The organism is Arthrobacter sp. NEB 688, assembly GCF_013201035.1.
Taxonomy (GTDB): Bacteria; Actinomycetota; Actinomycetes; order Actinomycetales; family Dermatophilaceae; genus Phycicoccus.
On record NZ_CP053707.1, the window covers coordinates 2,298,151 to 2,309,889 of the forward strand.

The 11,739-nt window shown below is 66.5% G+C and carries 14 protein-coding genes; 6 read left to right on the forward strand and 8 right to left on the reverse strand.

The genetic code is table 11. From position 1 onward, the window contains the following. The first annotated feature begins 78 nt into the window (after positions 1 to 78). Positions 79 to 1,140, forward strand: a complete 1,062-nt coding sequence (locus HL663_RS10840; RefSeq protein ID WP_173026456.1) for a hypothetical protein — start codon at positions 79 to 81, stop codon at positions 1,138 to 1,140. Positions 1,141 to 1,163: 23 nt separating this feature from the next. Here the strand turns inward: HL663_RS10840 and HL663_RS10845 are convergent, their stop codons facing one another. After that, positions 1,164 to 1,799 carry a DUF4230 domain-containing protein gene (locus HL663_RS10845; protein WP_173028389.1) on the reverse strand — a complete coding sequence of 212 codons (636 nt, stop codon included), beginning with the start codon at positions 1,797 to 1,799 and terminating at the stop codon, positions 1,164 to 1,166. Positions 1,800 to 1,886: 87 nt separating this feature from the next. Between HL663_RS10845 and HL663_RS10850 the strand changes: the two genes are divergently transcribed. Next, positions 1,887 to 2,969 (forward strand): helix-turn-helix transcriptional regulator, encoded by a 1,083-nt coding sequence (locus HL663_RS10850; RefSeq protein ID WP_173028390.1) that lies wholly within the window; start codon positions 1,887 to 1,889, stop codon positions 2,967 to 2,969. Continuing rightward, entirely contained in the window at positions 2,962 to 3,936 is a 975-nt protein-coding gene (locus HL663_RS10855) for a WYL domain-containing protein (RefSeq protein WP_173028391.1), read from the forward strand. The genes HL663_RS10850 and HL663_RS10855 overlap by 8 nt, the downstream gene beginning before the upstream one ends. 59 nt (positions 3,937 to 3,995) lie before the next feature. Here HL663_RS10855 and HL663_RS10860 read toward each other — a convergent pair whose 3' ends face one another. From HL663_RS10860 to HL663_RS10870, 3 genes are all read right to left on the reverse strand, one after another. After that, on the reverse strand, positions 3,996 to 4,166 hold the full coding sequence (locus HL663_RS10860; RefSeq protein WP_173028392.1) for a hypothetical protein: 171 nt from the start codon (positions 4,164 to 4,166) through the stop codon (positions 3,996 to 3,998). A gap of 343 nt (positions 4,167 to 4,509) precedes the next feature. Next, positions 4,510 to 4,893, reverse strand: coding sequence for a hypothetical protein (locus HL663_RS10865; protein ID WP_173028393.1), 384 nt, complete (start codon positions 4,891 to 4,893; stop codon positions 4,510 to 4,512). A gap of 75 nt (positions 4,894 to 4,968) precedes the next feature. Next, positions 4,969 to 5,520: a hypothetical protein gene (locus HL663_RS10870; protein WP_173028394.1), complete on the reverse strand. Its 552-nt coding sequence runs from the start codon at positions 5,518 to 5,520 to the stop codon at positions 4,969 to 4,971. A gap of 28 nt (positions 5,521 to 5,548) precedes the next feature. Here HL663_RS10870 and HL663_RS10875 point away from each other — a divergent pair, with 28 nt between their 5' ends. Further along, complete coding sequence (locus HL663_RS10875; protein ID WP_173028395.1) at positions 5,549 to 5,848, forward strand: hypothetical protein; 300 nt, start codon at positions 5,549 to 5,551, stop codon at positions 5,846 to 5,848. Between the two features lie 395 nt (positions 5,849 to 6,243). Here HL663_RS10875 and HL663_RS10880 read toward each other — a convergent pair whose 3' ends face one another. The 3 genes from HL663_RS10880 to HL663_RS10895 all read right to left on the reverse strand — a co-directional run bounded on the left by HL663_RS10880 (position 6,244) and on the right by HL663_RS10895 (position 8,528). Continuing rightward, complete coding sequence (locus tag HL663_RS10880; protein WP_173028396.1) at positions 6,244 to 7,173, reverse strand: BRCT domain-containing protein; 930 nt, start codon at positions 7,171 to 7,173, stop codon at positions 6,244 to 6,246. Positions 7,174 to 7,248: 75 nt separating this feature from the next. Then, on the reverse strand, positions 7,249 to 7,488 hold the full coding sequence (locus HL663_RS10885) for an exonuclease domain-containing protein (RefSeq protein ID WP_173028397.1): 240 nt from the start codon (positions 7,486 to 7,488) through the stop codon (positions 7,249 to 7,251). A gap of 731 nt (positions 7,489 to 8,219) precedes the next feature. Continuing rightward, a complete protein-coding gene (locus HL663_RS10895) occupies positions 8,220 to 8,528 on the reverse strand; it encodes a hypothetical protein (RefSeq protein ID WP_173028399.1) in 309 nt (102 codons plus the stop codon). Between the two features lie 1,265 nt (positions 8,529 to 9,793). Between HL663_RS10895 and HL663_RS10900 the strand changes: the two genes are divergently transcribed. Continuing rightward, positions 9,794 to 10,093 carry a hypothetical protein gene (locus HL663_RS10900; protein WP_173028400.1) on the forward strand — a complete coding sequence of 100 codons (300 nt, stop codon included), beginning with the start codon at positions 9,794 to 9,796 and terminating at the stop codon, positions 10,091 to 10,093. A gap of 69 nt (positions 10,094 to 10,162) precedes the next feature. Next, a complete protein-coding gene (locus HL663_RS10905) occupies positions 10,163 to 10,357 on the forward strand; it encodes a hypothetical protein (RefSeq protein ID WP_173028401.1) in 195 nt (64 codons plus the stop codon). 485 nt (positions 10,358 to 10,842) lie between these two features. Here the strand turns inward: HL663_RS10905 and HL663_RS10910 are convergent, their stop codons facing one another. Next, entirely contained in the window at positions 10,843 to 11,682 is an 840-nt protein-coding gene (locus HL663_RS10910; protein ID WP_173028402.1) for a protein NO VEIN domain-containing protein, read from the reverse strand. Between the last annotated feature and the right edge of the window lie 57 nt (positions 11,683 to 11,739).

Consider the following 11,739-nt stretch of genomic DNA (forward strand, 5'->3'; position numbering starts at 1 on the left):
CACGGTCGGAAAGGTCGGGCGCTTTCCCAGAAGCAGTTCTCAGCGTCGGGACTCGAGAATTGCTGACGCGCACGTCGGATGTCAGTACGCTCCGTCAACGGCACCGAGATAGCGGGGATCAACATGAAGTTGTCGGACGTGAAATTCGACGTCGCGGATCTGGCCACCTTGAGAGCGCTGCAGATGTTCGTGTTTGCGCGCGACCTGACTGAGACGACCAGCCTCAAGCAGCAGGGAAGCAAACGGACCAACCTCCGCGACTTCCAGAAGGCCACCGCAGAGTGGGGTCACGAGGTGGAGGCGCCGCAGTGGCTGGACGCGGTCACCGAAGCCGACGGCAGTCAGGTGCCGGCTGCTATCTCGGCTGCGTTATCGGGCTCCCCTGCCCGGGATGCAGAGCGATACGGTCTCTTGAGACTCGAGCTGGTGGCCAGCACATCGTTGCCCCGGGGGACGAAATGGGCGGTGAACGCGGAAAGCCTGCATGGCGAGGCCCTGCGGCTTCTCGACCCCACAGAAAGCAACGGTGACGTTGAGGGCCTCGCCAAGCGCTTCCGGCAGAGCCTGCGACGGATATCCACTGATGCTCTGAGCCCCGCCCTGAGGCTCGGTCTCGTCGGAGGCTCGGTGGCGCTCACCGTGGTGTCGAGTGGCGTGGCGACCGCAGTCGGGACAGCCATTGGAGGCGCCATGGGTCTTTCCGGCGCGGCTGCAACCAGCGCGGGCTTGGCGTTCCTCGGTGGTGGCAGCCTCGCGGCGGGCGGCTTTGGGATGGCTGGTGGGGCTCTGGTCGTGACGGTGGTGTCGAAGGCCGGTTACATGGGCTCTCGATACGTGGCCACCTCGTTGGCCATCAAGTCGCCCGAAGCGATGATCCACGAGCTAGCCAAACTCGAGGTCCTCTGCGAGCTGCGTCCTGAGCTGACGAGCGAAGTGCTCGGGCATCTCGAAGCTCTGCGAGATGAGCTGGGCGCTACTGACGCTCACGGCAAGGACGGGATGGCGAACCGGGCGAAAGCTGTGCGCGCTGTCGACTCTGTGACTCGGCGGTTGACCGACACTGCAACGCATCGTCGCTGGCGGATGGTGACTCGCCTCGCCCCAGCCCCCGGATTCGATGACTGGGTCGATGGCCGCTAGCCCTTGCACGCGGAGCTGCGCCCTCAGCGTTCGAACGTCACGGTCACCTGGCTGAAGCCGGCCGAGCCGAGCAGCCCGCGCAGCATCGCGGTCGTGTTCTCCTTCGCGCGGTCGACGAGCATCCCCTCACCCTGGGCGGCACGCCGCATCCGCTCGACGGCCTTGCGCTGCGCTCGTGCCTCCAGGTCGGAGTCCTGGAACCGCGAGACGAAGCCTGCGCTGCGGTCGGCCACGTAGCTGGTCTTCAGGTCGAGGGCCGGCTCGTCGATGCGGGGGAGCGGGAGCGTGACCGTGACGGACTGCCGGTCCTGCGAGACGACGACGCTGCTCTGGTCGAGGCGACCGAAGTCGACGACGGCATCGACGTCACCCTTTCCGACGTAGATGACCCGACCGCCGCTCACCCAGGACGGCAGGTTGTCGGTGTCGTCCTCAAGGTCGACCACCGTCTCGTAGTGGGCGTACGCGGGATGGAACTCGCTGATGTCGTTCAGTGACTTGAGCACGGACGGACCGGTGCGGTCGGTCTCCTCGGTGGCGAAGGGATTGACGGAGTCCCACCACGGTGAGCGGCTGAGCCCGAACACTGCTCCGCCGACCACGGTTGTCAGGACGACCACGGTCGCGACGAGTCGAGCGACGAACCCCCAGAAGCGCATGGACGGAAGGTACCCGAGGGTGACAACACGGTATGGCGCGTTCCGGCGAGTGGTTGCGACGGCAGGTCGATGCGTCACCATGCCGTGATGGAGCGTCTGTCCCGGCCGAACGCCCTGATCAGGTATGAAGTGTCCATGCACAGCGGGGGTTCTGAGGTAGTGGTGGACGAAGAGGACGGTCGAGCAGGCGACGCTCCTCGCCTCGGGCGCTCGGAAACGGCGTCTGCCTCGACCCTGGAGCTGCTGCTCGAGAGCCTTCCCGACGAATCCGTCCGTGCCCCCGGCTCCGCCGAACCGAGCGGGGCGACGCACGTGCCCGCGCGCAAGGAGCCCGCGGTCGCGCGGCTCCTCCGCCTGCTCAGGGCGCTCGCGGCGGCCGGCTCGCGCGGCCTGGATGGCCCTTACCTGCTGGAGCTGGCGGGGTACGACGCCGGCTCCCCGAAGTCGGCGATGGCCAGCCTCCAGCGCGACGTGCGACGGCTGGAAGACGCCGGCTGGCGCATCGACAACATGGCGGCCGAGGGCAGCACCGGGCGATACGTCCTCCACCCGAACGACCTCGCCTCTCGCGCCGGCCTCACCGCCGGCGAGCAGTCGGTGCTGGAGGAGGCGCTCGCTGCTCACGGAGCACAAAGCCAGGGCGAGACCGGCGACGACGTCCCGCCCGCCTACGGCGCGGTCCGGCGCGCGATCGACCGGCGGTGCATGGTCGAGATGACCTACAACGACACGCTGCGCAGGGTTCACCCCATCCGGCTCACGCACCCGCCGGGTCGATGGCTCCTGCGCGCGCGGGACGAGCACGACCAGGTCGTGAAGTGGTTCCTGCTGCACAAGATCGAGGTGGTGTCGCTCGACGAGCCGGGAACGGCGGAGGCGGTCGTCGACGACCCGGCGGACTCCCTCAACCCGCACCACTGGCGTGCCGACGCGCCGCAGGATGTGCAGATACTCGTGGCCGAGGAGCACGTTCCCTTCGTGCGGCGCAGCCTGGGACTGTCGGTGTCGGAGACGCCGGGCGGTGACCGTGTCCGAATCACCGTCCGAGTGACCAACCGCCGAGCCCTGACGGACTGGCTCGTGACGATGGGGGAGCGGGTGCTGCTCGCGGGTCCGGAGGACGTCCGGCAGGAGTTCCTGGCGCGTCTCGAGGCGGTGGCGCGTGGTTGAGCGATTCGTCCGTCATCTCGCGGAGCTGCCGGCGGTCCTCGAGGCGCTGTCATACCACGAGGCCGTCCGGATGTCGTTGCTGGCTGATGAGGTCGGCTTGACGGAGGCCAAGGTCCGAGAGCTGCTCGTCTCCTACTTCATGACTGACGAGCCGCCGGACCGACGCGGGTGGGTGCCACCTCTGGAGTTCGTCGACGAGGCGGGCCGCGAGTCGGACCCGGCCGTAGCCCCGATGGTCAGGCTGACCAGCGACATCGTGACGAACGACCTCGCCTTCCGGTACAGCCCCGTCGCGACATGGGCGCACACGTATCGGATTGCGCGCGACGAGCTGCACCTGAACCCCGAGAACTCGCTGCTGGAGGGTGCCCTCGAGAAGCTCGGCCGAGTCATCGACGACGTGCCCGATGCAGGCCTCGGCGCCGACGCGCTGCCGGACGGCCCGGCGGCCTGGCACCGGGCGGCCACGGACCGCCGGCGTGTCGCGATCAGGTACGCCCGCGCCTGGCGGCCCGGTACCACCGAGCGCGTCGTCGAGCCCTACCGCGTCGTCCGGACCCGGAGGGGGTGGGAGGTCGACGCCGGACCACCCGACGTCGACGGCCGGCTGAGGACGTACCTGCTCACCGGGATGCTCGACGCGACGCTCCTCGACGAGACGTTCGAGCTGCCGGAAGACCTGGTGGCGATGCTCGTCCGCCAGCGCCGCACGACGCCGGTCGACTTCGTGCTTCCCCCCGAGGAGGTATGGGTGCTCGAGCGCCTGGCCGAGAGGATCGAAGAGATCCGACGGGACGAGACCGACGTCGAGATCAGGGCGTGGTTCCTCGAGCCCGTGCGCGAACGCGTCGCCGCCGCGCTGGTCACTGCTGGGCCGCGCGCGATGGTCGTGAGTAGAGATTTCATGGACGCCGGGCGCCAGCTGGCGCAGGTCCTTTCTTCTCACCACTCAAGAAGGATGTCGTAGCGCTCCCGGCGCACCACGAGGTCCCCCCCGCGAGCCAACCGGCCCCTAGGAGTAGCGAGTCAGCGGTCGAAGAAGCCGTGGTACGCCAGGCGCTGAGCAGCCCTCTTGATGTCGTCCTCGCTGAACAGGTCGACGAATTCACCGCGGATGATCAACGCCTCCGCCGTCAGGTCGAGGCGGCCTTTCTCCCAGAGAACCGAGAAGCCGGACGACGGTGACGTCGCCCGCAACAGATGCTGGCCGCCTCAAGACCGCCTCGTCCGGCGATCATCTGGATGAAGAGGGTTGGGTTGTAGCCCGTCTCTTCGTGAGTCCGCTTGTAGAGGTTGACCATGGCTGCATGGAAACGGGCGTGGCGTCGGCGAGGGACGACTGGGCACCGTTCTTGGAGGGAGCCGGAGGGTCATCGAGAGGGTTCTCGTCTGGTCGCTGTGCGACCTGAAGAGTGTCCTCTGAGCGGGCAAAAGCGGAGGTGGTCTGCGCAGGCCCTTCGCCGTCCAACCTTGTTCCGATGGAACGTATCGTCAGAGGCGAACGGCCGGCGATAATCTCGATGCCCGAGGGTGGGTTGCTCTACATCCGCGACGCGAGGGCGCCGAGGCCGATCTCACCGGCGGCGTACTGCGCGGGCGGCATGGCGACGACTTCCGCGACCGTCCCCGCCGGCCCGCCCGTGAAGCACTCATGGATGTGACGGGCGACATTTCGCCGCGGACCTGCATACCGCTTCTCGCTCCCGGCTTCGCTGCCCAAGACTTCGTCGTCCTCAGATTCGTAGGCTTCGGCTTCGAGGTGGGCGATCTCGCCAGCCTGATCGAGGCCCATGAATTCGTTGAGCGCTTCGGCGACCATCTCCTGTCGCGCGGTGAGAAAGTCCTCGAACCGGTCGAGCTCCTTGAGTTTGGCGTGCACGGGTATCCACTGCTCGTCGAGTCGATCGGTGGTGATGCTGAGCAAGCAGTCGGACGGCGGTTTCTGTCCAATCAACCGGTTAGCTGTTCCTGAGAAAGGCGAGGTTTGCGATGTTGTTTGTCAGCTCACGCCCGAAGCGGCTCTGCAACGCGCCTTCGGGAACACGTGGTGGTACTCGATCTTCGAGGTCAGGGTCATCGGCGCCGCGCGCAGTGTTGTGTTGCTCTTCCAGTCTCGAGCCTGACGGCGCAGGGCGGCGATGTAGAGCAAGTTGAACCCCGCTGATGAGTAGGTCCGAGACGCAACCTCGTTGGCCGTGATCTTCGTGCCGACGGGGCGTGCACCGGAGGCCCGGGTGAGCAGGTCGTTCCACAGCGGATCGCCAGCCTTCTCACGGACCAGTCGCGCCTCGGTGTCGAGCTTTCCTTCTACTTGGTTGGAGTAGCGACTGAAGGCCACCGCCGTGTAGACGCAGCGGCACCGGGAGTCAGAGTCCGCGGCGCTGAGGTTGCCACCTCGGAGGTGCAACAGGTAAGCCGGCAGGACGACGACGTTCGGCGAGGTGAGGACCGCTGAGCGCGGGATCCCACACTCGCCCTTGAGGAAGTCGACGGCGAGACGCAGTGCCTTCTCGGTCATCGCCCAGGCGACCTTGCGGTCGTCCCCGGACACCGACGGCTTCGCGGTCGAGGGCGAGATTATGCTCCGCCAGCTGGTCGTTGAAGGCCTCGATCGTGTCGAGCTCCTCGGGCCAGCATGCGGCGATCGCGCTGTAGACGAGATCACCCATCGACAGCCGTCGCCCTCCTTGGTTCACCCGGGCGAAGATCTCAGCGACGACCTCGTAGTCGTCCGAGTCGACGGTGACGACCGGGACAAGGTAGTCCCAAATGGCGTGGACGCGACGGGCGCGCTCGCAGTACAGGTCCCAGCTCGGATCGTCGTGCTCGATGCCTGCCTCGCGAAGCACAGCGCTGATCTGCACACCGTCTGCCAGTAGCTCGAGGACGCGCATTAGGCCCACGCTCCGTGCCTGGACGCTGCTGGGGTTGATGAACTCTTCCGAGTCGACATCGAACCTCACGTCGAGCTTGCCGCCGATGACGGCGGTCGGGTCGATGACCTTCGCGAGCGACGCGAGCCCCTGTTGCCCGTCGAGGAGCGCGCCGGGCTGCTTGATGTCGCCTGCCTGAGCGGCACCTCGATCGACGTGTTCCAGATCAGGGGAGTGCCGATGGGATATCCGCGGTAGAGAGAGTCGAGCAGCTGGGGACCTGCGCTCGCTGCTGGACGTAATCGCGCTCGATGGGGGGCACGACGAGGCGGCCCGCCAACAGGTCGCGGAGCTCCGTGAGGAGGAATTCGCTGCCCAGCACCATGAGGAGTCCGTTCGGATCAGACCTGCTTGAGTAACCGCTCGAAGGCAGTCTCGGTGATGATGGGGATTCCGTACGAGCGTGCCTTGCCCGCTTTGCCGCTGAAAGAGTTTGGGTCCGCGGCGATGACGACCTTGGTTTTCTTCGTCACGCCGCCGGGTTCGAGGCCATGGCGCCGAGCGAGTGACTCCCACTCTGAGCGGTCACGGACCATCTCACCGGTGAAGACAACGCGGTCGCCGGGCTCGAGCCGGATGCCGCTGGTCGTGAGAGCCACCGGGGACGAGGACGTGTGGCGGCCGAGCCCCTCTTGGTGGGCTACTTGCAGGGCGGTGTCGACGTCAGTGCTGCGAAGGCCGAGCATCGATGCCCACTTCTCAAGATCCAGACGCTCGTCGGCGGTGACGACGTGATCCTCCAGGGCGACCTTGGCCATCGCGCGCAGGTAGTCCGCGTGCAGGTCCAGAACCTGTCCGCGAGTGAGGCCGGCCGCTGTGGCTGCGTCGACGAGCTGTTCCTTCTCGTGCTCAGCGAGGAACCCGTCGAGCATCGACATCTCGAGGACAGCGAGATACGAGTCGACGCGAACATCGGCGGCGCGTGGCATCCGCGAGACGATGCGATCGAGCCACTCGTCCTGCCGGGCCGCGCGGGTCTCCGATCGGCGAGCCATGCGTAGCTCGGGGTACTCGCCGGTGAAGCTCGGCCACGCGTAGGCGCGTGTTGTTGACAGGGTCTCGGCCCACGGCGGACGAAAGGCGGACTGTCGCAGGTAGTGACCCAGCAAGAGGGCGGTTGCCATCGCGTCGGCGCCCGCGGAGTGCGCCGCGGTCAACGGGATGCCGCTTGCGCGGCAACAGTCGATGAGGCGACGGCTCGGGGCGTCCAGGTAGGCAGTCGACCACTGCATCGTGCAGAGGCCGGACAGCGGAAGTGCCTGGAGCGGCACCCCCGACCGCTGCATCTCAGCAGCGAGGAAGCGCAGGTCGAAGGTGGCGTTATGAGCAACCGTGGTGCGACCGAGCTAGGCTCGAAGAACGTAGGGCGCCACGTCGTTGAACGTCGGTGCGCCGGCGACGTCGGTCGCGGTGAGCCCGTGGATCCGGGTCGGTCCGACGTCCCGCTGTGGGTTGACTAGCGTCGACCAATTATCCTGGACCTCGCCATTGTCCGAGACATAGACGACGCCGATCTTGACCACCCTGTCACCCTTCTCGGGGGAGAGCCCTGTCGTTTCGACGTCAATGACGGTGTAACCAGTCATGCTAACGAAGCCCTTTCGTGGCGCGGTGGTGGTCGATCCGACCGGCGATGGACGAAGCCTCGAGCGGAGGGTTCTCGATGTGAAGGAGACGGTGGCAGGCGGCACACACCACAGAGATTTCCTCCAATGACGTCCTCACCTCGCCAGAAACACTCAATGGGTCCTTGTGGTGGACGTCGATCGCCCGATCACCGTCTGGGCCGAACACCATTCGAGGTTGTAGGCCGCACGCCTCACACGTTCCCATATAGACGTCCAGAGCCTCGTCTCGAAGTTGCCGTGAGCGGCTCCGGCACAAGGCTATCCGCTTTCGACCTTCCGCCACAGAGATGCGGGGCCTACTGCCGACAGCATCGATGAGGTCATCGACAAAGGCTATTGCGGGAGCGTCCTCTAGCCTGCGCCATGGGCGCGATCCGTTGTGGCTACCTGTCACGTCATCCCACGACATGGCTGGGAGCAGAGGTGTGTCCTCGCCGGCAATCCAGATGGCGCCAGCGTTAGTCACCTCGGAAACGGGGGTAACCGCAGTGATCCGCCTGCTTCGGCCAGTACCTGTGGTGTCCACGAGCACGTCTCCCACGTGACACTCACCCGTCACGTGCCATCCCGGCACATCGTGCCCGAGTCGATAGTTTGTGAGGTCGCGCCGAGAGCCGTCACAGCGGACCAACGCGGCCCCGTCGACAACCCGTCTCCGGATCGCGCGAAGGCTTGTGATCGTCTGGTTCTCAGACATCCAGCTCCACCGCCTCAGTCGCGAGGAACGATCGGGCTTGACGCTCGAAGGTGCTTCCGCTTCGTCGTTCGAGCGTCACCTCGAGGTCGGCGTCCTCGGCGAAGACCGCCTGAGCGACCTCCAGGCGGGCGTCGTGGGTGTCACGCATCGGCCCCAGCTCGTCACCGTTCAGGCGCCATCCAGCCAGCGGGGTCAGGGCGGGATAGAGGCCGCCAAACGTCACGTCAGTTGCCCAGCTGATGGTAGCGATGGCGTCCGCGGAACTGGAGCCCGGTCGTGCGGGATTGCCGATACTCGCCAAGCCAACCGACCGGAGGGCCGACCACATCGGTGCGGACAGAGCGGCCAGAGACTGCCGCGGGTTCCTGTTCCATCAGGGCGCGGTACCAACCTCCATACGACGAGGCCACTAGAGCCCGGTGGGCGACGCCGGCGCCGTCGCTGAGGCTGTCAGTGCGAACCACTGTGGCCCCTCGTCCTGACTCTGCCCCGAGGGCAATCGCGACGTGGTCGAGGAGGTGGAGGGGGTCCCCGTCTGTTCCCCAAACAGCGGACCATTGCGCCGAGCGGCGGCTCGTGAAGCGATCCTGGAGGGGCGTCGCCTCGGTGTCTCCAATCCGTGAGAGACCGACCATGCGTGCGGCGACGTGAGTGAAGGGGCGCGCGATTGTGGCCCAGGCAAGAAAGGCACCCAGGCGGTCCGGGGTCCACCATCTCGCGATGGCAGCAAGGACCGGGTCATCGGTCGGAGCGCCCATCGCGAGCCACCGACCCAGACCAAGGTCAGGGCGAGTCCAGCCCAGGCCGAAGTGGCACAGATGCAGGAGGGGGGACCAGTATGCGATCAGATCCCCGTACAGGCTCTGGTTAGAGGTGCCTCCACGCCGCACGAACGCGTCGGTCGGATCCGGCGGCGGCTTCAACGTCGCCCCAGCGGCGGAGGCCGCCATCCACCAGGCGCGCGGCAGGTGACGGACCCATGGCCCTGAGTCCCCGAAGGCTTCCTCATCGGAGTCATGGCTCCATGGGGTGTCACTCATCTCAGGTCCTCTGCTGTGCACCGGATGGCTCTGGCCCAGGCACCGCTGCGACGAGGCCCCTGCGGTGACGACCCGCCCGCCGAGGGCGGGCGACGCCATTCGCACAACCCGTGCGGGATGTGGGCGACGTCGGCATCACCCTCTTGGTGGACCCGAAGTCCTTTGGGGACTCCGTGCTGTGCGAACGCCGGGGCGGTGCGCAGGTAGCTCGCGATCAGGGGTTCGAACGCAGCGCTTTTGCCAACCCCGTCATCGCCATGCGCGTTCCAGATCGCGTCGAGTTGCCAGTAGAAAGACTCCAGCGCCGAATCCGACACTAGCGACCACAACCCTTCCGCGCGATACCAAATGTGGCGCCCACCATAACCAGACCTCCAACAGTTCTTCGGCCGTGTCGGGAGGGAAGTCCTTTGGATGTTCTTGCTACGTAGCTCACGGCAGACCGCGACGCACTAGGTGCGTCCGTCGGAGGCTCGGAGAAGGGGGCGATTGTGCAGGGGTGGGCTCAGCACGGGAGGCGGCAGCAGTGCCCTGGCGGCGTCGGCGCACGCCGCATGCCAGCGCTTCCGCCACACCGACCCCGCTCCTCACCGGAGTCACCCGCCGTGGCCTGGCCGCAAAGCTCGAGCGCCCTGATACCTCCGCCGGCATCCCGGAAGCGTGCTGGATGCGCGCGATGACGTTCGAGACACTCCTGCGGAACGAGAAGTTCGTCTCCAAGCTTCGCACGCCGGCGGTCGGCCGTCTGTCGTTGGCTCGGCCGGAGGCCGTCCGCCGGGCAGATGGCAAGGTGACGGTCGGTGCCACCGAAAGCATGCGTCAGTGAGCGCAACCCAAAGTCGACCCACGAACGCGTCGCCACCATGGTCACCGGCCTCGCCATCTCGTTCCCGGGATGGAGTCCGTCGCTAGCGCGACCCCCGTCAAGCCCGACTTCGCCACTGTCGCCCCGCCCTTCCGTGTGGTGGAGGACGAGACGGAGGCTGGAGCAGAAGGTCGCCCGATCGGAACCTGGCTCGTCATTGGGGATGTCAAGAACTCCGAGCAGGTCCGCTCGCGGGTCGACGACCAGCGCATGACCAAGGGCTGATGCCAGATCGCGCTCGGGGCGGCCGCGGCACAGGCCTAGAGCAAGGTGCCCACGGGGATGACGGTGCGTCTCTGGGGAGCGCTCGCGGTGCCTCGGAACATGGTCTTTCAGCCTGAGGCGAACGTCGAGGGTCTGGACGACCACCCCACCGAGGTGATGGACCGGGTCCGCGAACGGCGGGAGCTCGTCGAGCCGCACCACGGCTCGGTCATCGCACCTACGCTCGTGGGGTCCTGCAACTGGAAGGCTCGTGGCTGAGCGGTGACTAGCGTGGCGCCAGTCGCGCTGGCCACGGCGAAGGCCATCCCTGAAGCGTTCTCGGTTGATCGTGTTACTGCACGGGTCAAAGCGCCGACCTTCTCAGGGCGCTCCCGACCAGCGACCACGGCGACGTGCGGGACTGTGACGCCGCGGCCACGATCTGACACAGTAATGGGCAGGCCCAGTTGATCGGTCCGACGCTCTTCGTGATCGCTGCGTGTCGGTCAGCTCGCGACCCGGCGCCGCGGCCAAGCGACGTAGGAGTCGGGGCGAAGCTCGGCAGACTCCCGAAGCGAACCGCGCATCTCGTAGAAGCCTGGGTGCCGTTCCAGATGAAACACCCTGACCAGGGTGAACTGGTCGGTTGCTTCCGTGGAGAACTCCACCTCGTTCGCGCTGACGTAGAACGGCTGCCGTGCAGACCGGACGGTCGTCTTGACTTCCAGGAATCGCTCTTCGCCATCGGGCGTGAAGGAGCGAATGTCAAACCCGAGACCGTCGCCGTCCTCTACTGAAGAGTGCCGTACCTTCCTCGCGAGGTCTCGGCGCCCCCGTTCCGTCAGGACGCGGCGCTCGCGGTCCAGCACGAGAAGCTCGCCAGCCAACCCGCGGGCCGCGTTGCTCGCCTCGAGCGCGTTGTAGTCAATTCTCACGCCAGAGCGAAAGGCCGCGGCGCGATCAGGTACGACCAGATCATCCGGGACATCGACTGGGCTCCCAAGCTGTCGCAACATCTTGCTTGGTTCACGCGAGGCCGACCTCATGAGCAGCTGACGAAGATCAGGGTCGTTGTCAAACCGTTCGCTCGTGCGTTGCCGCAGAAGGTCTTGGACATTCGAGAGTGGCTTGAAGCCCTCCACGAAAGTGGCGCCCAGCTCGGCGAGCACAGCGGAGACGTTGCTGAACTTGTACTGGACGGCGGACTCGCTGCGCCCGATCTCCCGGCTGAGTGGCCGGTAGTAGTCCACCTTCGGGAAGGTCTCGTCCCGCAGCTCACGTCGCAGCATTGCGAAGTAGACGTCGAGTGTTCGCTCGACTTCGCTCTCTGCCCACCCCTGCGCCACGCGGGCAGTGTGTCACGGTCTCGAACGGTTCGAGGCAGGTTCGCACAAGTGCAATAG

Coding starts and splice junctions, on each gene's coding strand:
- HL663_RS10840 (WP_173026456.1), top strand. CDS start 79: ATGTCAGTACGCTCCGTCAACGGCACCGAGATAGCGGGGATCAACATG.
- HL663_RS10845 (WP_173028389.1), bottom strand. CDS start 1,799: ATGCGCTTCTGGGGGTTCGTCGCTCGACTCGTCGCGACCGTGGTCGTC.
- HL663_RS10850 (WP_173028390.1), top strand. CDS start 1,887: ATGGAGCGTCTGTCCCGGCCGAACGCCCTGATCAGGTATGAAGTGTCC.
- HL663_RS10875 (WP_173028395.1), top strand. CDS start 5,549: ATGCTCCGCCAGCTGGTCGTTGAAGGCCTCGATCGTGTCGAGCTCCTC.
- HL663_RS10885 (WP_173028397.1), bottom strand. CDS start 7,488: ATGACTGGTTACACCGTCATTGACGTCGAAACGACAGGGCTCTCCCCC.
- HL663_RS10905 (WP_173028401.1), top strand. CDS start 10,163: ATGGAGTCCGTCGCTAGCGCGACCCCCGTCAAGCCCGACTTCGCCACT.